This window comes from Mucilaginibacter lappiensis, assembly GCF_900155965.1.
Taxonomy (GTDB): Bacteria; Bacteroidota; Bacteroidia; order Sphingobacteriales; family Sphingobacteriaceae; genus Mucilaginibacter; species Mucilaginibacter lappiensis.
Window position 1 is genome coordinate 17235 of the sequence record NZ_FTMG01000021.1, and the last position, 25169, is coordinate 42403.

Below are 25169 nucleotides of genomic sequence, written 5' to 3' on the forward strand. Positions count from 1 at the left end.
ATATCGGTTAATCTGATACACTAACTCATTGCCGGTGGGTTGGCAAAAGCAGTGTGCAATTGGTTTATAATTGCATACAAAACAATAGCAGACGATTAATAAAAGATAAATAATTGATTAATATGAGGCTCATTTTGAATTTTGTCGCAATCGATTGTAATTATTTTTAATAATTACTGATGTAATTTATTAAGCACTGATTTAATGGTGGTTACTAATCTGTATGTGATGATGGTAAGCTTAATTAAAGTGCTAATTAATGGTCATGTTATGAGTACCGTGCCGGTTGAAATGATCAATATTGTTTGGTGGCATCCCAGAACAATAATTTGTAAACGAGTTATTAACGCAGGAATTAAGAATTTACACTTTGGGAAAGCTTTTGCTAATGAATTGGGTGACAGTTTATAAACTTAGGAGGATGTAATGAATTTTGAATTTTTGGGTTAACATGTAAATCAGCTTTATAGCACTAAAATCTATTTAAATATTTGATTTTCAATTATATAAATTAATGTTAACCATAAATTGTGTAAACCATGTAAACCCACTTTTAACAAAATGGCCCGCCTGCTCAGGGATTATGCTTAACCGTTTTTTAATACAATATCATTGAATAAGGAAAATTTGAAAACCCAGTCAAAGAATATTATCTTAACACAAAGATTATCTTAAACTAATGTTCAATTGATGCTTAAGGTTGTTTTTTGCAGCGGAAATTTAATAGATAGAAAATCCTCCCCTCATTATGAAAACTAACTCGCGCTATTTAAAAATCGGAACGCTACTGATTGCAGCTATGGGTACTGTGGCTGTTGGCGCGGCCCTGATTAGCTTCAAAAATAAGAGCAATCCTACTTCCGATCCAGACATCAATAAAGTTGGTCACGTAGTAGTTATTTATTTAGAGAACCATAGCTTTGATAACTTGTACGGCCAGTTTTCTGGTGCCAACGGATTATCAACAGCGGCCATTGATCATGTTATCCAGGTTGATGCCAGCGGAAAGGCTTATGCTTATTTGCCTCCGATATCAGGTACAAGCTTATTCCCTACTAATTTGCCAAACACCTATTTTAATATCGACCAGTATATTCCTTCAGATCAGGAAACACCCGATGTACTGCACCGCTACTACCAGGAACAAATGCAGATAAACGGAGGCAAAATGGACAAATTTGCTTTGTACAATACAACGGCCGGCCTGGCCATGGGTTTTTATAAAACCAGTTTGTTGCCTTTGGTGGGCATAGCTCAAAAATATACCCTGTGCGATAACTTCTTCCACAGCGCCTTCGGAGGATCATTCTTAAATCATCAATGGCTTATCGCTGCCGCAAGCCCGGTATTCCCAAATGCGCCGGCCAATATGGTTGCTAAAATCGATGCCGATGATAAGGTAACTACCGATGGCGTGGTTACACCCGATGGTTATGTGGTAAATACCTGTTACAGTGTGAATGCACCGCATCCAGCCGGTTCTAATGCCGCTACGCTGGTTCCAAATCAAACCGCGCCGACTATTGGTGATAGGTTAAGTGATAAAAATATTTCATGGGCATGGTATGCCGGCGGATGGGATAATGCCCTGGCTGGTAAACCAGATGCTACCTTCCAGTTTCATCATCAACCATTTGTTTATTTTGCCAACTATGCCGATGGTACGCAGGCCAAAAAGGATCACTTAAAAGACGAAACCGCTTTTATTGAAGCTGCCAAAAATGGCACCCTGCCAAGCGTTTCGTTTATAAAACCATTGGGTATTAATAATGAGCACCCGGGTTATTCTGATGTGCAGGGCGCCGAAAGCCACACCGTTGAATTGATAAACGATGTGCTAAACGGCCCGAATGGAAAAGACGCCGTAATAATTATAACTTATGACGAAAATGGTGGTTTCTGGGATCATGTTGCCCCGCCTGTAATTGATAAAAAATGGGGACCTGGTACACGTGTACCTGCATTGATCATTTCGCCGTTTGCTAAAAAAGGATATGTAGATCATACGCAATATGAAACGGTGAGTATATTATCATTCATCGAAAAAAGATGGAATTTACAGCCGCTTACTGACCGGGATAAAAACGCAGATCCAATGCTTAATGCGTTTGAGTTTTAGACTTGGGTTAAGTACAGCGATTTTATAAAATAATATTAATCAGGGGACAGTTCGATGGAATTGCCCCTGTGCTTTTTTACCAGATACCGGGAGGAAAAGTAATTTACAGGCATAGCTGTTGTTGTACATGAAGAAAGTTGTTTTGATAGGGATAATGCTGGTCATAGTAGTAAGCTATGCTCTTCTGTCAAGCGGGGAAGAGAAAGTAACCCCAACAAAAGCGATAGCACGGGTGTTATTGACACAGGCAGATGACCTTTCATTTTTTTTGAAAGATCAATTCCAGACAGCGGCTGAAAGTAATTCACCCAACGAAAAAGAGTTACAGCAGTTATTCCTGCAGGCCAGGCTGCGGTATAAAAAAATAGAATGGGCCGCCGAATATTTTGACGCTGCTACCACCAGATCGGTAAACGGACCACCTGTGCCAGAGGTGGAAATGGGCAGCGGACAAGTGTTTGAACCAGCAGGGTTGCAGATTATAGAGGGGTATCTGTTCCCCCGGTACGACGCCACGAAGCAAAAAGATCTGCTAAAACAACTTAAAACCATACAGTATGGCTGTAATAAATACAAAATTTATTTCAGCAATATTGATATTCTGGATGGGCAGGTGTTTGATGCCGTCCGGCTCGAAGTATTTAGGATATTAACCCTGGGCATAGCCGGGTTTGACGATCCGCTAACGCAGAAAAGCATGACCGAAAGCGCTGTAAGCCTGGAAAGCCTTAAAAGCGTGCTGAAGTATTATACGGGTAATGATGAAGCTTCTAAAAAATTAATATCGCAAATTTCGGCTGCTACTGTTTATCTGCAAACGCACACTGGTTTTGATAATTTTAACCGGGCCGAATTTATAACCCGGTATGGCAATCCCATCAGCCGGAGTATTTCAGATTTAGAGCAGCATTTAAAGATCCACGTGATCAGGTACAATCGCTTGCTACGCCAGGATGCCAAAACGCTTTTTGACCCCAATGCTTTCGATGTAAATGCCTACGTACCGAATGCCGATGCAGTATCGACCCCACAAAAAGTCATGTTGGGCAAAATGCTATTTTCTGATCCGATATTGTCGGGTACCAAAACAAGAAGCTGCCGTTCCTGCCATCAACCTGAAAAAGCCTTTGCCGATGGATTGATTAAAAACACGGTGATTGGTACTAAACAACCATTGAAGAGAAATACACCAACCTTGTTAAACGCGGGCTTACAGCCATCACAGTTTTACGATCTGCGGGCAACCAGGCTCGAAGATCAGGTGAGCAATGTTGTACAAAACCCTGATGAAATGCATGGCTCAATGGCCACTGCTGCCGAACGATTATGGCAAAATAAAATCTACAGACAACTTTTCGTGAAGGCATATCCGGTAGAGAAACGTGCAGCAATAGATACGCTTGAGGTGATGAATGCCCTTGGCTCTTATGTGCGCAGCCTTACCGCACTGAACAGTCGCTTTGATGCCTATATGCGTGGTGATAGTAAGGCGATGAACAAAGACGAACTGCATGGCTTTAACCTGTTTATGGGTAAGGCCAAATGTGGCACCTGTCACTATATGCCATTATTTAACGGCAATCTCCCACCCCGGTTTATAAAAATGGAAAGCGAGGTGATCGGTGTACCGCAATCGGCAACCGCACATGTAATTGATGACGACCTGGGCCGGTTTAATATAATACAAACGCCATCCTTTAAACATGCCTTTAAAGTAACCACAGTACGTAATGCCTCGCGCACGGCCCCATATATGCATAACGGGGTGTTTAAAACACTTGATGAAGTAATGGATTTTTACAACAAAGGAGGCGGTACTGGTCTGGGTATAAAAATTGATAATCAGACCCTGCCGTTTGATAAATTAAATCTCAGCGCTAAAGAAAGCAAGGATATCATCGCGTTTATTAAGAGTTTAGATAGCAAATATTAAGTCTGTTGTGCCGTTTGCCCTGTATCCGGGATTATTGTTTCCTGTTTTATTTTTATTCGTCTTTTTCTGGGTGGTTTTGGCGCTTCTATAAAGAAGTACAAGATATAACCCATGATCAATCCTGATATTAATCCACCAATGTGAGCCGCGTTATCCGTATTACCTAAAAGGCCAAACAATAAATTAACACCAATAAAGAAAACAAAACTGATCAAAACTCCTTTCTTATTTCCTTCACCGGTTTTATTGGTAGTCAGCAGCGCAATGGCGACACCATATAGCCCAAAGATAGCTCCTGATGCACCAACGCTTATGATAGCCGGATGCCACCAGATGCTGGTGAGGTTGGCCAGCAGTCCGCATAAAAAATAAGCTACACCTATTTTAAAATTGCCCAACAACGACTTTAAGAAAGCTGCCACCAATACCAAACCAAACATATTCATTAGCAAGTGCATTAGCCCGCCATGTAAAAACATACAGGTAATAAGCCGCCACCACTCACCATTTTTAACGGCAGGGCCATAGTTGGCTCCCCACTTGTACAGGTCGGCCGTATCAAAAGACACTACCCCTAAGCCGACAAAAACCATTACGAGAAAGATGAGCACATTTAACCCGATCAATATTGCAGTGATGCCGGAATCTTGCCATTTCATCCCTGTAAATGGCGAGAAAAACGCCATTATATCGGCCTGCCAGCTACGGTGGTCATATTTTTTTAATGCGGCGAGGTTGAGTTTAGGAATAGCTATCATAATAAGCCATATCCCTGCACCTATTCCAAATGAATAAAATATCCATTCCAGTTTATCTCCGTTCCGGTCTTCAAAGGGAGTTGTTTTAGCCTCCATAATAATCGGATCACCCACATTGTACATATTTGAAGTCTTAATACCTGCTATGAACCCCCGTTGTTTGCTGGTATAGCCAACACGATCTAGATAAGTGAAGTAATTAAGGTTCTGATTCTTAAACTCTTCATTAGCCTCCTGGGTGAACTCTTTAGAATAGCTTTTCTTCTCTTCGAGATTTAAGTTATTGCTAATAGTTTTGCTGTACTCTGTACCAAGCCAGGCTACAGGTATGCTATTTTTACTAATGGAATCACTTAATATAGGGCAAGCAACGTCAATAAAAAAAGTAAGATGCTCGCTGCTTCTTCCGCTCACTTCGGTGCGGTAATAAACAGCGATATGTTGTTTATCTATAAAGTGTTTTTGTATATGGTAATATTTGGTTAGGTGCGCTGTGTTAAGCTGACTAATATTTTGTAATGATGTTAATTCACCCGTTGCTGTGAGTAGGTACTCCTGGGTAGTTATGGTTGATATGGAGATGGCGCCAGCTGCCACAAAATAATATAAAAATGGAAGATTATCCTTTTTGGTTTTCAGGGAAAGTAGTTTAACACGAGGACGCAACCATATAGCCACGGATAAAATGCTGAATCCGATAGGTAACCAAAGATTAACAAGCTCCTGATTAAGGGGTAGCTGCTCTTTTATGATCAAGAGCCAGTTTAGAAGCGAGTAAATAGTGATGACAAGTAGGGCGATAATTAAAAATGGTAGATAGATAAGCTTTAGTTTGGTAAAAAAATTGGGCATAGTTTTAAAAATGAAAGGGTAGGTTATAAATCTATTTATTGTTCGGTTACTTCTCCGTTATCTTCATGAGGAAATTCGGGGTTTTGAATATTGTAGTGATCAAGTGTTTTTTGAAGCTGTTGCTTGATCTGCTTTACCAGTAAACGCGGGCCAAGCACTCGCATTTTGGCACCAAAGCCCAGTAACTCGCGTTCCAGCTCAAAGTTCATGATTACTCTAATGCTGAATATTTTACCGGTTTCGTCTTCCTTTAATAGTTTTTGCGTGTGATGCAGGGGCTTAGTGATTACGTAAGGGGCATTGGCCGCATCTATCCAAAACACCACCAAATTATCGCGCTGCCCCAGGCTTTTGGTAACGCCCAGTACGTCATTATAGTAAGTAGCCAGATCGATATCCTTATTCTCACGATAAGGGTCCTCGTGCTCTTCGATGGCCTGTATACGGTCGAGCGCCAGGGTTAAAAGTGGTGAATAACGGTTGTGCGATCTGCCTAGTACGAACCAGCGGTTACGGTATTCCTTCAATAAATATCCGCTAAAACAAAAAGTGCTGGCAGCCCTCGCTTTGAACGATTGGTAGGTTACACACATGGCTTTGCGGGCTACAATAGCCTTGCGGATAGTTTCTATCCAATCCAATCCCTTTAGGTTATCATTCTTTTCAAAATCAATTACCGGGGCACGCTGTGTTTTTTGGGTGTAGATCTTATCTTCCAGCTTACTCACCATCTCGTTCAGATCGGTAAAATGGTTAAAGCCCTTGAACTGCTTGAGCAGATCAGATACCTCGCCCAATACCTGCATATCTTGTTGGTTAAGCGGGATATTGGTAATGCTGTAGCCCTTATCGGCATAGGTGTAATACTTTTTATCAATAACGATGATGGGCGCTTCATAGCCGAGTTTGTTGCTGCGCATCATCTCGATATCAGCCTGTATGGTACGGCGGCTTACGCCGCTGTCTATACCCTGGTATTCATAAAGCGCTTCGGCGCACGCATCTATCAGATCGTCGAGCGTCCATTTTTTTTGACGATTTTGCAGACAGCCGTCAATGGTTCGATAGCGGATAAGAGCGTTGCGGTTTACAGGCATGATTTTGTTATTTCGGATGTGGAATGTTAGATTTTTAACTATTGTTAGTTTTTAATTGTGTTAAAGAAGGTTTCACCGTTTCGGATTTATTTTTTAATAAAAATATGATTTTATTTTTACTGCGCAAATACGTTGCGCAGTTGGTGTTTTACTTTGTATCATGAGAAAAGAAAATAACGCTCATAACCTACCCCTTCAGGGGGCCGGGGGGCAAAAAGAAAAAGTAAGCAACAATGAGTTAAAAGCCTTAGGTATTAACGATGTTAAAATATTAGAGAGCTTTAGTCGCGTAGCTAACGGATTGCTGAAACATGGAGTGATGGATAAACCAACTATACTGGCCAACCTGGAAGCATTGATAGACGATCCCATACCATATGCCATGAAAAAAGGTGGTAAGTTCAAAAACCTGGCCGAAAGCGTTGTTGATCTGCGTAAGGAAGGCAAGTTCATGAAACAGCAACGTACCGTACATGCCTTAAAAACAGAAATGGCCGATTTTCCGGTTTATGGCCTGGAGCATATTGAAGTGGGCGCCTTAGCACAGATGAAAACAACTGTAAAATTGCCTATAGCCGTTGCCGGAGCCCTGATGCCCGATGCCCACCAGGGTTATGGCTTGCCTATTGGCGGCGTGCTGGCTACTACGGCTAATACCATTATCCCCTTTGCTGTTGGTGTGGATATTGCCTGCCGTATGTGCCTGAGCATTTTTGATCTGCCTGCTACTGTAGTGGATACTGAAACAGATAAGCTAAAAAATTTGCTGAGCGATCATACTCATTTTGGTATGGGTTGTACTACCAAAGTGCATCATGACAGCTCCTTATTTGATAGCCGTACCTGGGGCGAAACCAAGGTGATCCGTATGTTGAAAGACAAAGCTTATGCCCAGCTGGGTACTTCAGGTACCGGTAACCATTTTGTGGAATGGGGCGAGCTTAGCCTGGCTGATGGCGCTTTGGAAGGTATACCTGCCGGTAATTACCTGGCTCTGCTTTCGCACTCTGGTTCACGTGGTTTTGGAGGTAGCATTGCCGATCATTACTCTAAAATAGCCATGAGCAAAACTAAGCTTCCTGCCGAAGCCAAACATCTGGCCTGGCTCGATTTGGATAAGGATGAGGGGCAGGAGTACTGGATAGCGATGAACCTGGCCGGCGAATACGCCAGTGCCAACCATCATGAGATACATAATAAGATAGCCAAAGTGTTGAACTTAACACCGCTTACCCGCATCGAAAACCATCATAACTTTGCCTGGAAAGAGCAACTGGCCGATGGTACCGAAGTAATGGTACACCGTAAAGGAGCCACCCCTGCCGGTGAAGGCGTGTTGGGTATTATTCCCGGCAGTATGAGCACACCCGGCTTTGTGGTGCGTGGTAAGGGCGATGTACGGTCTATCAATTCGGCTTCACACGGTGCTGGGCGATTGATGAGTCGTAGCGCTGCCTTCAAAACTATCGACCGTGCCGTGGTTGCTGCTAACCTGGTGGATAAACGTATTACGCTCATGGGCTCAGATATTGACGAGGCGCCAATGGCCTATAAGGACATCCACACCGTAATGGCCGCCCAAACCGACTTGGTTGAAGTGCTGGCCAAGTTTGAACCCCGTATCGTAAGGATGGCGGACCCGAAAGAAAAGCCGGAGGATTAGAGTGGAATAACCGCAAGCCGGGAGCTTGCGGTTATTTGGCTTTCGGGGATTTAAACCTTGCCGATCTTATTTTTCCATTATTTATAATTCTAATAGTTTATATTTTTCATGCCTTCATAAGTGTTTAATATCTATATATATTATTGATATTAAGCTTATTATATATAAATTCAATTAGATATTGATTTATATTCTCACAAGCCTTCCTGGCTTTTACTGCGTATTACGCTATATACTTCCCTCCTTTGTATTAATACCGGGCAACCCTAAAGCCCGGCAGCTGTAACCAATTAAAAACCAATTACCTTATGAAAAAGCTCACTATCTGTATGCTTATGGCGTTGCTATGTTTTGGCTGTAAGAAAAATTCATCGGAAAACCGGCTCGATCAGCCAAATTCCATTAAAAACAAAACGCTTGCCGCTGTTCCGGTAGGGAAATCCACCTCCAAAAAGATCTTTATGCACTGGATGCCCTGGTTTGAAACACCCGACTCAAAAGGAGCCTGGGGCTATCACTGGAAAATGAACACCCAAAATCCAGACATCATTACCAACGGTCGCCGCCAAATTGCCGCTTATTATTACCCGCAAACCGGTCCCTATGCATCAAGCGATCCCGATATTATTGAGTATCAGCTCCTGCTCATGAAATACTCAGGAGTTGATGGGGTTACTATCGACTGGCCGGGTACCCGTGTGCAGTACGATTATCCTGATAATCTTAACAACTCCAACGCCCTCATCGCCAAGCTGAACGCGGTGGGTCTGCAGTTTTCTATTGTGGAGGAAGACCGCAACTGGGATGCCGGCCAAACCAGCGGTGCCCACGGCGATTTTACCTACATGCAAAGCAACTACTTTAACCAGGGTAATTACCTCAAGGTGAACAATGTGCCGGTAGTACTCAACTTTGGCCCGATAACTTTCCATTCATCCAGCGAATGGGATCAGATACTGGCCGGGCTGAGTCCCAAACCCAAAGTTATTCCGTTATTTGGCTTTACCAGTCAGGTTGGTGCCAATAATGCAGGTGGTGAGTTCCCCTGGATATACCAGGATCATCCAACTGTGGTGGATAATTATTACGCCCAGGCATCCAATTTTCCGATTTCTGTAGGGGTAGTATACCCGGGTTTCAATTCCTTTTACGCGGCCGGTGGTGCTAGTGGGCCAACCTGGCAAATTGCCTATAACGGCACTTCAACCTTTAGTACCATGCTGGATAAAGCCCTGGCATCAAGCGTTGGCATTATTCAATTTGCTACCTGGAACGATTATGGCGAAGGCACCATGATTGAACCAACCGTTGAGTTTGGCTATGGCTTTTTAACCACCATGCAGCAAAAACTGGGTGTGCCTTACCATCAGCATGAGCTGGAGCAGATCTATCGTTTATATCAATATCGCAAGCAATATAAGGGTAACTCCAGCGTGCAAAATCAGCTGAACCAAGTATTTACCTATTTTGCCAATGTACAGCCGGTTGATGCCGAAAACCTAATGAATACTATTGGCGGTGGTGGTACCACTCCTCCCGTAACCACCGGTGTAAGCATCAAAAACAAATGGTTAAATACTTACCTGTATGAAGATAATGGGCAGGCCAAATACAGTTCGTCAAGTACTGTGGCCAATGGCAAATGGACGCTGGAGCAGGTTAACGGTCATACCCGCATCAAAAATGTAAGTACCGGTCATTACCTCAACATCGAGCATCTGTATAGCTATGCCGAATGTACCGCCGTTCCGGATAGTTTTTACAGCAGCTATTGGGTGCTGGAAGATTACAATGGCTACAAACGCCTCCGTAACGAGTGGCAGAATACTTACCTGAATCTCGAGAATCAAAGCGGCTTTGCCCAGTGCACCGCTATTGGCGCTACTGCCGACAGCAGTCAGTGGACGCTTAATTAAATTTTTAACAGCATATCAGACAAATTATTGTCCGATATGCTGTTTTGATCTATTTCAGTTTCGCGGTCATATCAAAATGATCAACAGTTTTTCTGCCTGTTGGCGATTCATTAAACGCGGAATATAGCACATACTTTTTATCCTGATCAATACCGGGCAACGTTTCATTGATCACTTTTCTGATGTTCTCGTTCTCCTGCTTGAGGGCTGTTGTATCTTTTAGTTTGATAGATGATACGTAATAGATCATCGGAAAAACACCCTCTGGTGTAGTTTGGTTCATTATCCTGATGATGTGCGGATGGGTTGAAACCAGCTTAATAGTCATCGGGAATTTATATATGCTGTAAGCTTCTTTTAAAACTTTATTGTAAAAGCTGTTTATCTCCTCATCTCCATTGTATTTCCACAGATCATTGGGACTCGAACAATCCATGGCCGAGGAGGCTATGTTTAAAGCATCTATCAGAAAACCCTTGTTATAGCATTCTTTGGCCTGATCGCATAGTTCGGGAGCTGTTTTGCCGTTAAACTTGTAGTGGCTCACATCCAGTTGACTCAATTTCCAGCCATAATTGTACTTACAGTAAACGGCTGTGATCATATCCTGGTTGGGTATGGCTTTGTTTATTGGTATAAAAAAGGCAAAGTACATTTCGTGCGTTGCGCCTTGGTAAGTTAGCGAATAACCATTGGGCCCTTTGATACCTGAGCTGATGGTATCGCTGCTTATATAACGGTTCACCACATAATATTCATCAAGCAGGGTATAGTCGTTTACTTTTACCCGGTTGCTTACCAGTTCTATTTTTCTGTTTCTATAAGGGTGGTCAATAAAATCCCTCGACATGATATTCTCCAACTGCTTTTCATCGTTCACTTTCAGTTGTTTAAAGAGCTCTGTGTTAAGCTGATGAAATTTATCCGGACTACTAATCTGTTCATTTTTCCAGCTGCCGGGTTGTGTGGGTTCGCAGCTTTGCAGGGCAACTATGATGAGCAAAAGGCCAAGTATCTGCGATAAGGATGGTTTAAATTTCATCGTTAATGTTAATTAATTAGGAGGTACTATTTTAGTCATTTGCGGTCATATTGTCAAATGCCCTGACGGAGGTACTTCAAACATTAAGAGATGCCTTCAAAAACTTTTTAAACCTTAAATTTTAACACTTTTCTGTCCGAAAACGAGCGAAAACAGGCTTAAAAATCATCAGAAAACCCTCATTTTAACACTTTTTAACAAATTTTAACACGGTTTTAAGTGATTTTTAAAACTTTAAAAAGTGTTAAGTATTTGATTGTTAAATAATTACATGCCAAATGTCCGTTTTTTGGGCTATATTTCTCCTTAACAAAACAGCCCGGATTTCCTTTTTGATCAGAAAATCTGGGCTGTTGATATATATAAATATACGCATTTAAGTGGAGAACTGTCTTTTTTATTGTTTATCAAAGAGCACTCAATAATTCATTAACTCACTAATTCATTAATTATCCCGAGGCCGGTACAAGATTCGAACTTGCGGACATTCCTTTTGCAGAGGACTCCCTTGAACCACTCGGGCAACCGGCCTTTTTTTATTTTATTATAATTGAATTACAGAAATTTCTGTAATTCGTCGCGCACCTCTCCCTACCCGGCGCAGGCCGGTTAAGCAAAACAAATCTGGGTAAAAACAACCACTATTATTTTTAAATACTCCCGTTTTCCTACGTGGGGGCGAACCACGACTTTCAGATCCAGAATCTGATGTGCTGCTATTGCACCATAGGAAAATAACACCGTGGAAATAAAAGGACTTGAACCTTTAGCCAACACCGTATAAGGGTGCCGCTCTAACCATTGAGCTATATTTCCTTTATAATCAGTAGGGTAACCCGGGCTCGAACCGGGAGCCTCCTGCTCCCAAAGCAGGTAATCTGGCCAATTGATATACTACCCTGAAATTTCTCCCTAAAACAAAAAATCCCCTTAGATTTATCTAAGAGGATTCACGTGTTTGATTATATTTTTTCAATACATAGCTATCCCCTCCGATAAATCGGTTGCGGTATACAGCATGGTATTGTTGTTGTTTTCATGGCACAATGATACATAATTATTTTGTAAATCAAGAAATTTCTGAAAAATATTATTTGGATGTTGTGTTAAGGCTTGTAATGGAATGGCTGATAATTAAATATAATGAATAGGTAATGTTAAATAATGGCTGTCACCCTGAGTGCCGTTGAAGGGCGAGCGCAGTGTCCTGCTCCACTATGCTTAGACGGCGCTCAGTATGGCCCTTTTTTGGGTTACAACTTTTTATGAGCTATTGATCCCTAGGTCCCGGAAATATTTTTCATAAATAAAATAATATTTTCTTCATAAAATGCTTGCAATGAGTAAGTTTTATGCTTAAATTTATATAACCAATTGCTCTAAGACCTTAATTTCAGGAGGATTCATCATGAAGAAAAAAGCTACCATAGCTCCTCAGCCTGATAAGACTGAAGCTACCCACCCAGAATTATTCGCCAATCACCCAAACAACCCTAAAATGTACCGTGATCATAAAGTGTGTGATCATTATACACATGGGAGGACTAACAAATTTCCATTTGGCAGCAGCCACGGGCCGGCCTGTTTTTAAGAGCCCGCGTTTATAAAAATGTTTACTGTGTGGGTGCTCACAAGTACCCAATTTGCTTCTTCTGCCTTTACCTGGTAAAAGATTCTATGCAATTAACGCGCCTATGCTATTTGCTTTTTGCCCTGTATCAGGCTATTTAGTAGTATTAATGCCAATCATGCCCACACCAACGGCATTGTTTGGCGTACGGCGTACGGGCCAGCTTTTTGCATATGGGGGCATAAATTAAAAAATATTTTTTCCGGATTATCTTTCAGAATTCGTTCTGCGCAGTTCAGCGTAAACCGAATGTATCCTTCGGTCAGGTAGTTTAATATCAATGGATCATCAGTTAGCCAGCCTGTTTTTAAATATAGGCGGGTTAGCCTCCCATCTGCTGTACCTTCCAGTTTAATTGTTGATACATGGTGTCTTAATGCTTTTCGCTCTGCTAAAGTCAGTAAATCGGTGTAATGGGCTATAATGTAATCGGCTTTTTCTATCGTGATATCTCCCATTTTATAAATATCTCAAAAAAAAATAAAATATTTTTCAACTACGCAAATACACTGCGCAGTGCCTCTCCACCTTTGTATCAACAAACAAAAAAAGAAGGGAGGTTCCCAATGAAATTTAACTTATTAAGCCGTACCAACACACAAACCGTAAACCATGCAGGCGCAAAAGCCTTTGTGATGAGTTCCGAAATGGAACTATACACAGCGGTTGTTACCTGGAGCTTAAATGATTCCTTTTACGAGAAGAACGATGTGCGTATGGAACGCCTGCGCACATTGATACATACCTGTAACCCGGTATTTGTGGGTAAGCTGGCTGTATATGCACGTACAAAAATGTATTTGCGTTCGGTTCCGCTGGTTTTGGCTACCGAATTGGCTAAGCTGCACTCGGGCGACGATTTGGTTGCCCGGGTTACTGCCGGGGTAGTGAACCGTGCCGATGAGATCACCGAGCTATTGGCCTGTTACCAATTGCTAAACAAGCGTACCGGTACAAAAAAACTGAACCGACTGAGCAAGCAATTGCAAAAAGGTTTACAGGCAGCTTTTAACCGTTTTGACGAGTACCAGTTTGCTAAATATAACCGCGATGGGGCCATCAAACTGCGCGATGCGTTGTTCCTGGTGCACCCGAAGGCAAAGGATACGGCCCAGCAACAACTGTTTGATAAAATAGTGAACGGCACCCTGCAAACGCCTTATACCTGGGAAACCGAACTGTCGGCCCTGGGGCAGGTTGGGTTCGACAGCGAAAAGCATAAAGCCGAAGCGTTTAAGGCTAAATGGGAAGAACTGATAGACAGCGGCAAGCTGGGTTATATGGCTTTACTACGAAACCTGCGGAACATACAGGAGGCGGGTGTAAGCTACGCGCATTTCCAAAAGGTATGTGCCCGTTTGGCAGATGCCGATGAGGTGGCTAAAGCAAAGCAGTTTCCGTTCCGTTACCTGGCAGCTTATCGCGAGCTGATCAATCCGGTTACCAAAGTGCCTGTGCAAAGTCTGGTTAAAAAATTAACCGCTTTAGTGCAGGGTAACAATACCGGTTATACCGGCGAGTTGCTGGATGCTTTGGAAAAAGCGGTACAGGCAAGCGCTGCCAACATCAAAGGTTTTGGTTATGAAACCCGTGTGCTGTTAGCATGCGACGTTTCCGGATCAATGCAGATGCCGGTATCGGCAAAGTCCAAAATACTGTTGTACGATGTGGGCTTGATGCTGGCCATGCTGTTGCAGTCGCGTTGTAAAAACGTGGAGGTGGGTATGTTTGGTGATAGGTGGAAAACCATAACCGTGCCGCGCAATAACATATTGGGTAACGTGCAGGAGTTTTATCGCCGCGAGGGCGAGGTGGGTTATGCCACCAATGGCCACCTGGTTATCAACGATATATTGGCGCGAAAGGTGAAAATGGACAAAGTGTTTTTATTTACCGATTGCCAGTTGTGGAACAGCGCGGGTGTTGGTTATCATATCAACTCGTTATGGGCGCAATACAAAAGTAATGTAGCGCCTAATGCAAAGCTGTATCTGTTTGACCTGAAAGGTTACGGACAAGCGCCGCTGCAGTTAATGCAAAATGATGTTTACCTGGTAGCCGGCTGGAGCGATAAAGTTTTTGAGGTGCTTGATGCCTTAGAAAACGGAAGCTCGGCAATGGAGACTATCAATGGTATAGTCATATAATGTGAGGTTATACGTTATACGTTTTACGTTTTGAAAAACGTATTACTTACAACGTTGAACGTATAACCTTTTAAAAATATAAGGATGCCGTAGAAAAGGGTTACTTCGTCACCATTTAGGGGAGGGCAGTGTTGCGTAAAGCTATGCTGAGGGTTCGAGTCCCTGCTTGACAGCCCCCGCTTCCTTTTTCGCTTTTTGCTCCTTATTATTAGATGAAATTGAAGATAAAAAGATGCCGTAGGTCAGCGTTACTTCGCCTGTCACGCAAAACCAAACGCTGATTAATTGTAGCTCTTTTTTTAATCAGAAAAAGAAGAAGGTGTCGTAAACAAGTGTTACTTCGATTATGACCCTCAGGTCGCCGGTTCGAATCCGGTCTTTAGTTTAGGCTAAAGTAGCTCAGATTGGTAGAGCAGGGGAAAACAAGGTCATTTGCTGTCTGTTGCCCTTCTTTTTTAAATGAAATTGAAAATAAAAAAGGTGTCGTATGGGAGTGTTACTTCAATCCAAAGCTAAGGCGTCGGTTCGATTCCGGCCCCGAAAGGGTAGTTGAGATGGTTAAAACGTAGAGAGCAAAACACTTCCTGGCTGTAACCCTTTTTTAATGAATGCTATTCCCTCCGTTAACTCTCCCTTTAGGGGGTGGGGGGCTAAGGTGCCGTAAATGCGCGCTACTTCGAGTCGCCGGTTCGATTCCGGCTCCCGGAATTCAAACCTCCGGGGTAGCTCAGCGGGTAGAGCAGATCATGCGCGTATTGATTTATCGCCCTTAATTAAAACAAAGAAGATGCCGTAGACTAGTGTTACTTCGAAACCTTAACTCAAAAAGCGCTATTCGTTTTTTGCTCTTCTTTTTTAAAAACATAAAAGGTACCGTAAAATGGCGATGCTTCGGTTAGAGCGCCCCGATGATATCGGGGAGGCCGCGGGTTCAAATCCCGCCTTGGTAGCTCAGTTATTTTGCCGTTTGCTTATAGCCCTTTTTAATGTTTTATACCTAAACCTGAAACGTAAAAGATGCCGTAAGCGGGTGTTACTTCGCCTGGTTGAGGCCGTGAAAGCGGTCCGGGTTCGAGTCCCGATCTGTACACCTGCTGCCTGTTGCTCTTTTATTAATTTATGACCCCAAAATCACCTTGCATCGCTCTTAATGCGCATCTGGTACCACTACCTTTGCGGCTTTTACTTCTTTTCTTTTTTTTATGGTGACGATCACCAAAGGGATACAGCAGGCATTTAAAATGGCCAGTAGCAAAAACGCATCCATATAGCTTAGTAAAAAAGTTTGCCTTACTACAATGTTTTCCAGCGCGCCGATGGATTGCTGCATAGCACGGAGGTAATTGGAACCATGTGCCATAAAATTTTGGATAAGCGATTGCTGCCGCATGATGGTTTGCGGGTCCGAAGCGGTAACATGCGTGATCAGGGCTGTGCGGTTGGCTGCCTCCCGGTGCGCGATGTAGGTATTGATTAAAGCGATACCAAATGATCCGCCCATTTGTCGCATCATGTTATTAAGTGCCGCGCCCTGTGGTATCTCCGCCGGTTTCAATTCCGAAACGGCCAGTGCTGTTAACGGAACGATAAGCAACGCCGCGCTAAGTCCTCTAAAGATTAAGGGGATAAAAAAGTAAGCACCTCCTGTCGCGAGGTTTGATCCCGACATGATATACCCGAACGCTGCTGATAACCCAAATCCCAGAATGATGAGGTATTGCGGCCGCAAACCGCTTTGCAGCATCTTGCCCAAAAAAGGTGAGATCATGGCTGCCATTAAGGTCCCGGGTAGTAGCATGGTGCCGGTTTGGAAGGCAGAGTAACCGATGATGCGCTGTGAGAACAAAGGAAAAACAAACACATTGCTAAACAACCCAAAGCCCAAAACAAAGGTCATGATGGCCGAAATGGATAAGGTAGTGCTTTTCAGTACCCGCAAGTTAATTACCGGGAAGGGGATCCGCAGTTCCCACCAGATCAAAATGGCTATTGATAATGCCGAAATGATGCTGAGTACCAGGATGTAGGTTGCCGCGAACCAATCGTCGGTTTGGCCGCGCTCCAAAACTACCTGGAGCGAGCCCACGCCTATGGTGAGCAGGAAAATACCGAGCCAGTCGATACTTCGGCCGTCTGTTGATTTTTTGCTAGGTTTAAGATAGATGTATGACAGCAGTGCTGCCGCAATCCCAATAGGGATATTGACATAAAAGATCCACTGCCATGATAAATTATCCACAATATAGCCACCCATTACCGGACCGATAGAAGGGCCGATAATGATACCCAGGCTGAATATGCCGCTGGCGGTTGCCCGTTCTTTAGCCGGGAACGTTTCAAAAAGGATGGATTGTGAGGTAGATAGCAATGCGCCGCCGCCTATACCCTGCAGGAAACGAAAGGCTACCAGTTCCCATAAATTATCCGAGAATCCGCACATGGCCGATGCCAGGGTAAATAATAAGATGGAGCCAATATAATATTGCTTCCGGCCAATCTTTTCGGCTAAGAAGCTGGTCATGGGGATAATGATCACGTTGGCAATAGCATAGGACGTGATCACCCAGGCGGTATCTTCTAACGAAGCGCCTAAGTTCCCGCTCATGGTGTTGATGGATACGTTCACAATGGTAGTATCTATCAATTCAATAATGGTTGAAGTAATGATCGTGATAACGATGATCCACTTTCTGAAACCGGTTTCCATAAAGGGTATGTATATGTTTTTAAATAAACAAGGGTTTAGTCATGCAATCGAATGGAATTACCATAATTGGACAGTTCATGACCAAAACCCTTTTGTCTGGATGTTTGAATGTCCCAGGTTTCTTAATAAGGCGCGCAGTTCCACAACTAACTGACGGTTTCCTGTCAGGTAAAATGAGGTATGCGCGGTGCAGTAACCTTGCTCTGCCAGCCAGTCGGCCAGTTCATATGGACTGGTCAGTATGCTTAGTGGCGACCGGAAATAATCCTTAACCAATTGCCCAACGTGTTGGCTGCCCAGTAATACGGCGCCGTCAAAACGAATCCTGGGCAGGGTGAGCTGCTGTAAGGCCAATAAATGCCCCAAACTACTGGCATCACCAAGGCCCACAACCAGGTTGGTAGGATGAGGTGCTTGACGGGTATCGCCTATTTTTATGTATTGAACAGCGTCGCCGGCATGAAGCTGCTTCGCCCAGTTGCTTCCGCAGCCTTCGTGTGCGGCATCGATCAGTATCGAACAGGTGGCTGTTTCCGCATCCCATCCAAATGGGGTATAATCGCGGTAGCATGAGTCGCCCACCCTGAATTTAATATAGGGAACTTCGGTCCATTGGCGCATATCAACAAGGGGTAAATGTAGGTCGATCTCTATGATGGTAGCAGGCTTCCAAACACGTACTTCCAGCACCCGCCCGGTATGGAGCAGCTGCGGCCCGATGAGTCTTCCCGCTTTGTTTTTTATTTGTTGTAAAATAGATGTTTCCATGTAACATTTTTTTGATGATACAAAGAAACCTTCTTTTTAAGTATAAAGAAATGGCGACTTCGGCGTAATGATAGGACTATTTTCGGTATTGTTCTCGAAAGGCGATTGCTGAAGTCCCCGTTACTTTACGAAACAAACGGGAGAAGTAAGAATGATCGGTAAAGCCCAAAGAATGGGCAATCTCTTTAACCGTAAGCTGGCTATAATATAACAGGCGTTTGGCTTCCATGGTTACTTCCTGCTGTATCCAATAGCTTACCGGGAACCCGGTGATCTTCTTCAACGCTTCGCTCAGGTAAGCTTCAGACACGTTGAGCATGGAGGCATAATCAGCAGGGCTTTTATTTGATCGTAATTCTGCTACCAGCAGACTTTTGAATTGACTGGTAAGTTGGGCCGGGCGGGATACCTTTAAATTTGTGCCTAAATATCCGTTATAGTAACCTGCTGCAATGGTTAAAAAAGATTTTAGTAAAGCATGGATGGTTGTTGCATAAAACGGATCGGCATCGTCCTCATTATATTTTTCGAGAAGCAGCGAAAGCAAGCTTTTGCATTGCCTGAGCTGGTTGTCATTAAATGTATAAGGCTCTTGAAGGAGTAGTTGGCCTTCAAATACATTGCGGCATTGAGGTGGAATCAACGAGGTATCAACCCCAATAAACCAGCCGTCTGTATGTTCGTTACGGATGCGTTGATGTACCTGGGTCGGCAGAATATAATAAAGCATACCTCCTGATAACTGAACTTCGTTGAAATCGATCATCAAAGAGCCGGAACCCTGCTCTATCACAAAGAAAATGTAATGATCATCCCGGTGCGCCTCAAGCACGCGCGGGTCCATCTCCACAGGATCGCCCTTTTTAAAATGCTTCAGGTGCAGGCCAAAGTCGGTCCTATCCTTTAATAAATGAAGAGGGATGTTGCTCATTGCTCAAAAGTAATCATTTTGGATATTGGTGGGAGGAAAGCGGTAGTTTTTATAAATTCACATAAAATATTTTACCCGTAAATATTATGTTGAATGATGTATTGGCCGGTTTTTATGAGCGCGACCTCCGCAAGCTGATAGAGGAAGTAAACTTATTTAAAAATGAAGAAGACCTTTGGCGAACGCAGGGAACGGTGAAAAATTCGGCCGGAAATCTCGTATTGCACCTCATTGGCGGCCTCAACCATCTTATTGGTGCCACACTTGCCCATTCCGGTTATGTTCGTAACCGCGATCTGGAGTTTAGAAGTAGGGGTGTAAAAAGAGAAGAGCTTGTGGCCGATCTTGAGAAACTTATTTTAATGATCAATCGTGCCATAAACGGTTTCACCCCGGAACAAATGGAGGCAGAGTACCCTGGATTTTTCGACAAACCCCATACGTCAGTCAGTTATGTATTGGTGCAGTTGCTGGCTCATTTGAATTATCATTTGGGGCAGGTAAATTATATCCGCCGGGTTTTTGAATAATCGGGAGGCTCTTTTATTTTTGTGTAGTGCTCATCTCACTTAACCTATGGCCAAAGAAGAAAAAACCGACCTGCTGAAATTTCTTACCCCATTCCGCACTGATGTGCAGGAGAGGGCCCTGTGGCTGCGTGATTTTGTTTGGGACCTGTTTCCGCAGGCCAATGAGCTCATTTATGATAATTATAATGCGCTGGCTTTTGGCTGGTCGCCTACGGAAAAGGTAGGTCATGCCTTTTGTAGTATCGCCGTTTTTCGCACAAACAATAACCTGCAGTTTGGCTTTTACCATGGCGCCGATCTTACCGATCCCGAAAAAATGCTGATAGGTAATGGTAAGCAATACCGATACATCACCGTTCCGGATATTAAAGAGTTTCCTGTTATTTATATTAAACAGCTTTTGCTGGAGGCCTGGATCAACTCGCTTAAATTGGTAAAAGACCCCAAGCAAATGGTGCAGGGTAAAACTATTACCAAATCAATTTCGGCCAAGCAAAGGGGAAAATGATTTTTCTCGTTTATCCTTCATCGTAATTCCCTCCTGTAACATTCCGCATTTCCCTTAGTCACAATCCACAGATGTAATCCTAACATATTTGTTATGTTGTTTTGGATGCACGGATTAAAAAAGCATATATATTAGACTAATATTTAAAATATCAATTTACCAACAAAACAAACTTGGCCCCTGCAATATTATAGGGATGCTAAAGTTTTAATAAAATACTTTTAACATGGCTATCAACTTACAAAAGGGACAAAAAATAGATATCGGTTTATCAAAAATGACAGTTGGTTTGGGCTGGAACCCACACGAAGGTACAGGTTACGACTTTGACCTGGATGTATCCGCCATAATGATAGACGAGAACAGGTTTGTTCCGCAGGATGAATTTTTTGTTTTTTATAACAATGTAGATTCGCCCGACTCTGCCGTTCATCATACCGGTGATGATCCATCAGGCGGCAACAGCGATGGCGGCGATGATGAATCCATCAACGTGGACCTGACCAAGGTAGATCCTAAAATACAGGAAATACTTTTTGTAGTAACCATTCACGAGGCGCAGCCCCGAAGGCAAAATTTTGGCCAGGTGCGTGATTCCTACATCCGTATCATTGACGAACTGACCGGCAGCGAAGTATGTAAATATGAACTGGGCGAAGATTTTTCGATCGAAACGGCAATCGAGTTTGGCCGATTATACCGTCGCGGCGGCGCCTGGAAATTTGAAGCATCGGGTGTGGGTTATAAAGAAGATCTGGCCTTCTTTTTAAGTAAATATTTTAAAGGGCAGATTATTAAGTAGAACAAGCCCCCTCTAAATCTCCCCCTGTTGGGGAGACTTTTTATTTAAAGTCCTTCCTTCCGGGGAGGATTTAGGAGGGACTTTTAATTATACAACTATGGCAATTAATTTAGTAAAAGGTCAAACAATTGATCTGCGTAAAAATGATAAAGGCGAAAGTTTTGATCTGTCGTCGGTTACTATTGGCTTAGGCTGGGATGTAAAACAAAGCGGCGGCGGTGGCTTTTTGGGCAAGCTTTTTGGCGGCGGCGAAGAAGCTGAGTACGACCTGGATGCCATTGCTTTCCTGCTGGATAAGAACGGACTGGTGGCTGACAGAGGCCGCACCTTTCAAAAGCCAAATGGCAATAAGGTAAGCTTGTACGAAGGCGATGTGATCTATTTCAATTCCATGAAGCATCCATCGGGTCATATCTGGCTTACCGGCGATAACCGTACCGGCGCCGGTGATGGCGACGATGAACAGATCATCGTTAAACTGGATTCGCTCGACCCCAAATTCGACCGTATTCTTTTTATAGTAGCCATTTACCAGGGACGCAAAAACAACCAGCATTTTGGTATGGTTGATAATGCTTTTATCCGCGCGGTAGATAATCACGGCAAGGAGATAGCCAAGTTCAGTCTTTCCGGTGATTCCACTTACAATGGCATGTGCTCCATGACCTTTGCCGAGGTTTACCGTAAAGATGGTACCTGGAAATTCCGAGCCATCGGCGAACCGCACAACACCGACAATTTTTTAGAAATACTTAAACAGTATTAAAGGTTCGGGGAGCGTGTTGCGAGGTTCGGGGCTTAAATGGTATGCTCTTATATACTCGCAACCCGATCCTCATAACACGCAACTCGTTCCCCGAACCCCGATCCCATATAACCCGAACCTAATGTTCTACCAGCACTATTCTTTTGATCTTTGGCTTACACTGATCCGTTCCAATCCTGATTATAAAATCGAGCGTACCCGCATCTTTCACCGCGATTTTAACCCCTCCGGTAAAAGCATAGATGAGGTGGCCAAAGCATTCCGCACGGTCGACCTGATGTGCAATGCTGTTAATGAGCGTACCGGCAAAAATATCGATGCCGAAGAGATGTTCCTGATGGTGATCAGCCTGATTAATGATAATCAACTGAATTTGAATAGTATCGACACGCTTAAGCTTTATGCCGATATGGAGTTGCTGGTGTTTAAGCATCTGCCCACGGTTTATGAGTCTGTAACAATTGAGGTGTTGGATAATCTAAAAGAAAAAAGCGGTGCAACATTTAGTTTGCTAAGCAACACCGGCTTTATAAAAGGAGCAACATTAAAAAAGGTACTGGCCGAATTAAAGATGGATAAATACTTTGATTTTCAGCTGTACTCAGACGCGGTAGGCATGTCGAAACCCAACCTGGAGTTTTTTAATTTGATGCTTCAAAATATTAAACAGATCAATAAAGAAAAAGATATAACTTTAACCGGCATCATTCACATTGGCGATAACCCTAAGGCTGATATTGAAGGTGCTACGGCAGCAGGCATAAAAAGTTTGCTTGTCAATTCAAACAACACATCCATTTCTTCATTATTAACTTATTATAGATAAAAGGATTTTTGGAACAATGAACAAAGATTTTTGGAGTAATGATTTTTTCGCGTACGAAGCTATAAAAATCACTAATCCAATAAATCACTAATTCAATAATTGACGAATGAACACCACCTATTCATTACATCATATCAACAATGTGCAGGCATTTGGGTTTAACCCCGATGATTACAGCCGTTTTAAGTTTGGCGATGATGCTGTTGCCAAATATTTTGGCACGCACCTGGCCGATGGCTTTATCCGGGATTATCTAACCGAAAATTCCATCAAACAACAAATTGTGGTGATATCAAGCCCGTATTCGTTTATCCCAACGGCTACCTTCGCCATGAAAAACTGGTTTGTGGCCCGGCTTAATCGATGGCTTGCCCGGCATGGCTATCCCGTAGTGCAGGAAACCAAAGTGCACCGCACCATTACCTATAAAGAGGATTATGGCGAACTGGATGCCGAGCAAAGAATGAGCCTGATTGGTAACGATTCGTTTCATATCGATAAGGACTTTTTGGAAGGTAAAACGCTCATATTTCTGGATGATATTAAAATAACCGGCAGCCACGAGCGCATGATCATGAAAATGGTGAGCGAATATGGGCTCAGCAACGATATATTTATGCTGTACTTTGCCGAGCTGGTGAATAAGAACATTCACCCTAATATCGAGAACCATTTAAATTATCACCAGGTAAAAAACATTTTTGATCTGGATGGCATCATCAAAAGCAATAATTTTTGCATCAACACCCGTATCGTAAAGTATATTTTAAATTACGATTTTGAGAGTTTTTGTATTTTTATCCAGGATCAAACGTTTGATTTTATAAACTTGCTTTATGATATGTCCCTGGGTAATGGCTACCATACCATTGAAGCCTATGCACTTAACCTGAACTTTATAAAAGAAAACCTATTTTTAAACAATCATAAATTAATTCAACATGGCAATTAACTTGCAAAAAGGTCAGCGGGAAAGCATCAATGCCCCCAAATTTACCATTGGCCTGGGATGGGATACCAACACGTCTTCAACAGGGAGCGCGTTTGATTTGGACGCTTCTGTTTTTATATTGGGCGATAATAAAAAAATTATAGCCGACGAATATTTTGTTTTTTACAACAACCTGAAATCGCCGGATGGCGCGGTGGAACATACAGGTGATAACCTGACCGGTGATGGTGATGGCGATGATGAGCAGGTTAAGGTTGACCTGTCAAAAATTGACTCTAAAGTATCTGAAATAAGCATCGTGGTAACTATTCACGAAGCCGAGGCCCGTAAGCAAAATTTTGGCCAGGTACGCAACTCTTTCATTCGGATATTTGACACTGCTACCGGAGCCGATATTTTAAAATATGAGCTGGAAGAAGATTTTTCGATAGAAACAGCTGTTGAATTTGGCCGTATCTACAAAAAAGATAACAACTGGAAATTTGAAGCTGTAGGTGTTGGCATGAAAGGCGGTTTACAGGATTATTTAACCAAATACCAATAATATACTATGGCTATCAATCTTCAAAAAGGACAACGGATTAGTCTGGAGAAAAGTAACGGCAGCAAATTGCAAACTGTTTGTGTAGGCATTAACTGGGGCGCTATTGAAAAGAAGGGCCTGTTTGGTTTTGGCACTACAAAAGAAGCGGTTGATTTGGACGCCAGCTGCGCTTTATATGACGATAATAAACAACTGATAGATGTAGTTTACTTCGGTCACCTGCAATCAAAGGATGGCGCGGTAAGGCACAGCGGTGACGATTTGACCGGCGATATGGCTGGTGACGACGGCTTGGACAATGAAGTGATCACCGTTGATCTGTCGGCCTTGAGCAGCTCTGTCGGTTACGTGGCTTTTATCCTCAATAGCTTCCGCGGGCAGGATTTTGGGACTATCCCGTTTGCATCCATCCGCATTTACGAAGGTACCCCAACCCGGGTAAATGAAGTATTTGCTACTTATGATATTGCGCACAGCAAAGATTTTGCCGGCCATGTATCAATGGCGATGGGCGTATTTTACAAAAAGAACGGCGAATGGAAATTTAACGCCATTGGCGAACCAACCCGCGACAGGAAACTGGAAGAGTCGGTTAAAACCATGGCACAAAATTATTTATAGAGAGCGGGGTTCGTGTTGCGCGGTTCGGGTATTATTCAACGCGAACCGCGCAACACG

21 protein-coding genes and 3 tRNA genes are annotated in these 25169 nt (G+C 43.1%); 14 read left to right on the forward strand and 10 right to left on the reverse strand.

What is annotated here, in order from left to right; all coding sequences use genetic code 11:
• The first annotated feature begins 748 nt into the window (after window positions 1-748).
• Together acpA and BW976_RS26445 are read left to right on the forward strand one after the other, a co-directional pair.
• On the forward strand, window positions 749-2119 hold the full coding sequence (acpA, locus tag BW976_RS26440) for an acid phosphatase (protein WP_076378265.1): 1371 nt from the start codon (window positions 749-751) through the stop codon (window positions 2117-2119).
• 127 nt (window positions 2120-2246) lie between these two features.
• On the forward strand, window positions 2247-4052 hold the full coding sequence (locus tag BW976_RS26445; RefSeq protein ID WP_076378267.1) for a cytochrome-c peroxidase: 1806 nt from the start codon (window positions 2247-2249) through the stop codon (window positions 4050-4052).
• On the opposite strand, the gene BW976_RS26450 is transcribed toward BW976_RS26445, so the two are convergent.
• Together BW976_RS26450 and BW976_RS26455 are read right to left on the reverse strand one after the other, a co-directional pair.
• Window positions 4049-5662: a rhomboid family intramembrane serine protease gene (locus BW976_RS26450; protein WP_076378269.1), complete on the reverse strand. Its 1614-nt coding sequence runs from the start codon at window positions 5660-5662 to the stop codon at window positions 4049-4051. The genes BW976_RS26445 and BW976_RS26450 overlap by 4 nt on opposite strands.
• Window positions 5663-5697: 35 nt before the next feature.
• The gene (locus BW976_RS26455) at window positions 5698-6759 is read right to left on the reverse strand and encodes a helix-turn-helix transcriptional regulator (protein WP_076378271.1); all 1062 of its coding nucleotides are present in this window, start codon (window positions 6757-6759) and stop codon (window positions 5698-5700) included.
• Window positions 6760-6919: 160 nt separating this feature from the next.
• On the opposite strand from BW976_RS26455, the gene BW976_RS26460 reads away from it, so the two are divergent.
• Window positions 6920-8422 carry an RtcB family protein gene (locus BW976_RS26460; RefSeq protein ID WP_076378273.1) on the forward strand — a complete coding sequence of 501 codons (1503 nt, stop codon included), beginning with the start codon at window positions 6920-6922 and terminating at the stop codon, window positions 8420-8422.
• A gap of 308 nt (window positions 8423-8730) precedes the next feature.
• Complete coding sequence (locus BW976_RS26465; RefSeq protein WP_139332435.1) at window positions 8731-10338, forward strand: glycoside hydrolase family 99 protein; 1608 nt, start codon at window positions 8731-8733, stop codon at window positions 10336-10338.
• Window positions 10339-10387: 49 nt separating this feature from the next.
• Here the strand turns inward: BW976_RS26465 and BW976_RS26470 are convergent, their stop codons facing one another.
• The 4 genes from BW976_RS26470 to BW976_RS26485 all read right to left on the reverse strand — a co-directional run bounded on the left by BW976_RS26470 (window position 10388) and on the right by BW976_RS26485 (window position 12281).
• Entirely contained in the window at window positions 10388-11380 is a 993-nt protein-coding gene (locus BW976_RS26470; protein WP_076378277.1) for a hypothetical protein, read from the reverse strand.
• A gap of 457 nt (window positions 11381-11837) precedes the next feature.
• Window positions 11838-11911: transfer RNA gene (locus tag BW976_RS26475), tRNA-Cys, on the reverse strand.
• 212 nt (window positions 11912-12123) lie between these two features.
• A tRNA-Ile gene (locus tag BW976_RS26480) sits at window positions 12124-12196 on the reverse strand.
• Between the two features lie 11 nt (window positions 12197-12207).
• A tRNA-Pro gene (locus BW976_RS26485) sits at window positions 12208-12281 on the reverse strand.
• A gap of 507 nt (window positions 12282-12788) precedes the next feature.
• On the opposite strand from BW976_RS26485, the gene BW976_RS26490 reads away from it, so the two are divergent.
• Window positions 12789-12971: a hypothetical protein gene (locus tag BW976_RS26490; protein ID WP_076378279.1), complete on the forward strand. Its 183-nt coding sequence runs from the start codon at window positions 12789-12791 to the stop codon at window positions 12969-12971.
• Window positions 12972-13126: 155 nt separating this feature from the next.
• Here the strand turns inward: BW976_RS26490 and BW976_RS26495 are convergent, their stop codons facing one another.
• Entirely contained in the window at window positions 13127-13468 is a 342-nt protein-coding gene (locus tag BW976_RS26495; RefSeq protein ID WP_084192364.1) for a hypothetical protein, read from the reverse strand.
• Between the two features lie 108 nt (window positions 13469-13576).
• Here BW976_RS26495 and BW976_RS26500 point away from each other — a divergent pair, with 108 nt between their 5' ends.
• The gene (locus BW976_RS26500; RefSeq protein ID WP_076378371.1) at window positions 13577-15157 is read left to right on the forward strand and encodes a TROVE domain-containing protein; all 1581 of its coding nucleotides are present in this window, start codon (window positions 13577-13579) and stop codon (window positions 15155-15157) included.
• A 1147-nt stretch (window positions 15158-16304) separates the two neighbouring features.
• Here the strand turns inward: BW976_RS26500 and BW976_RS26510 are convergent.
• The 3 genes from BW976_RS26510 to BW976_RS26520 all read right to left on the reverse strand — a co-directional run bounded on the left by BW976_RS26510 (window position 16305) and on the right by BW976_RS26520 (window position 19563).
• The gene (locus BW976_RS26510; protein WP_076378283.1) at window positions 16305-17864 is read right to left on the reverse strand and encodes a DHA2 family efflux MFS transporter permease subunit; all 1560 of its coding nucleotides are present in this window, start codon (window positions 17862-17864) and stop codon (window positions 16305-16307) included.
• Window positions 17865-17939: 75 nt separating this feature from the next.
• Window positions 17940-18632, reverse strand: a complete 693-nt coding sequence (locus tag BW976_RS26515; RefSeq protein ID WP_076378285.1) for a ferredoxin reductase domain-containing protein — start codon at window positions 18630-18632, stop codon at window positions 17940-17942.
• A 76-nt stretch (window positions 18633-18708) separates the two neighbouring features.
• Window positions 18709-19563 carry an AraC family transcriptional regulator gene (locus BW976_RS26520; protein ID WP_076378287.1) on the reverse strand — a complete coding sequence of 285 codons (855 nt, stop codon included), beginning with the start codon at window positions 19561-19563 and terminating at the stop codon, window positions 18709-18711.
• A gap of 86 nt (window positions 19564-19649) precedes the next feature.
• Here BW976_RS26520 and BW976_RS26525 point away from each other — a divergent pair, with 86 nt between their 5' ends.
• The 8 genes from BW976_RS26525 to BW976_RS26560 all read left to right on the forward strand — a co-directional run bounded on the left by BW976_RS26525 (window position 19650) and on the right by BW976_RS26560 (window position 25112).
• Window positions 19650-20093 (forward strand): DinB family protein, encoded by a 444-nt coding sequence (locus tag BW976_RS26525; protein ID WP_076378289.1) that lies wholly within the window; start codon window positions 19650-19652, stop codon window positions 20091-20093.
• A gap of 46 nt (window positions 20094-20139) precedes the next feature.
• Window positions 20140-20601 carry a DUF1801 domain-containing protein gene (locus BW976_RS26530; protein WP_076378291.1) on the forward strand — a complete coding sequence of 154 codons (462 nt, stop codon included), beginning with the start codon at window positions 20140-20142 and terminating at the stop codon, window positions 20599-20601.
• Between the two features lie 226 nt (window positions 20602-20827).
• Entirely contained in the window at window positions 20828-21403 is a 576-nt protein-coding gene (locus tag BW976_RS26535) for a TerD family protein (protein WP_076378293.1), read from the forward strand.
• 97 nt (window positions 21404-21500) lie between these two features.
• Entirely contained in the window at window positions 21501-22169 is a 669-nt protein-coding gene (locus BW976_RS26540; protein ID WP_076378295.1) for a TerD family protein, read from the forward strand.
• Between the two features lie 121 nt (window positions 22170-22290).
• Window positions 22291-22995: an HAD family hydrolase gene (locus tag BW976_RS26545; RefSeq protein WP_076378297.1), complete on the forward strand. Its 705-nt coding sequence runs from the start codon at window positions 22291-22293 to the stop codon at window positions 22993-22995.
• A gap of 106 nt (window positions 22996-23101) precedes the next feature.
• Complete coding sequence (locus BW976_RS26550) at window positions 23102-23947, forward strand: phosphoribosyltransferase family protein (protein ID WP_076378299.1); 846 nt, start codon at window positions 23102-23104, stop codon at window positions 23945-23947.
• Window positions 23937-24491 (forward strand): TerD family protein, encoded by a 555-nt coding sequence (locus BW976_RS26555; protein ID WP_076378301.1) that lies wholly within the window; start codon window positions 23937-23939, stop codon window positions 24489-24491. The genes BW976_RS26550 and BW976_RS26555 overlap by 11 nt, the downstream gene beginning before the upstream one ends.
• A gap of 6 nt (window positions 24492-24497) precedes the next feature.
• Window positions 24498-25112, forward strand: a complete 615-nt coding sequence (locus BW976_RS26560; RefSeq protein WP_076378303.1) for a TerD family protein — start codon at window positions 24498-24500, stop codon at window positions 25110-25112.
• Window positions 25113-25169: the final 57 nt, after the last annotated feature.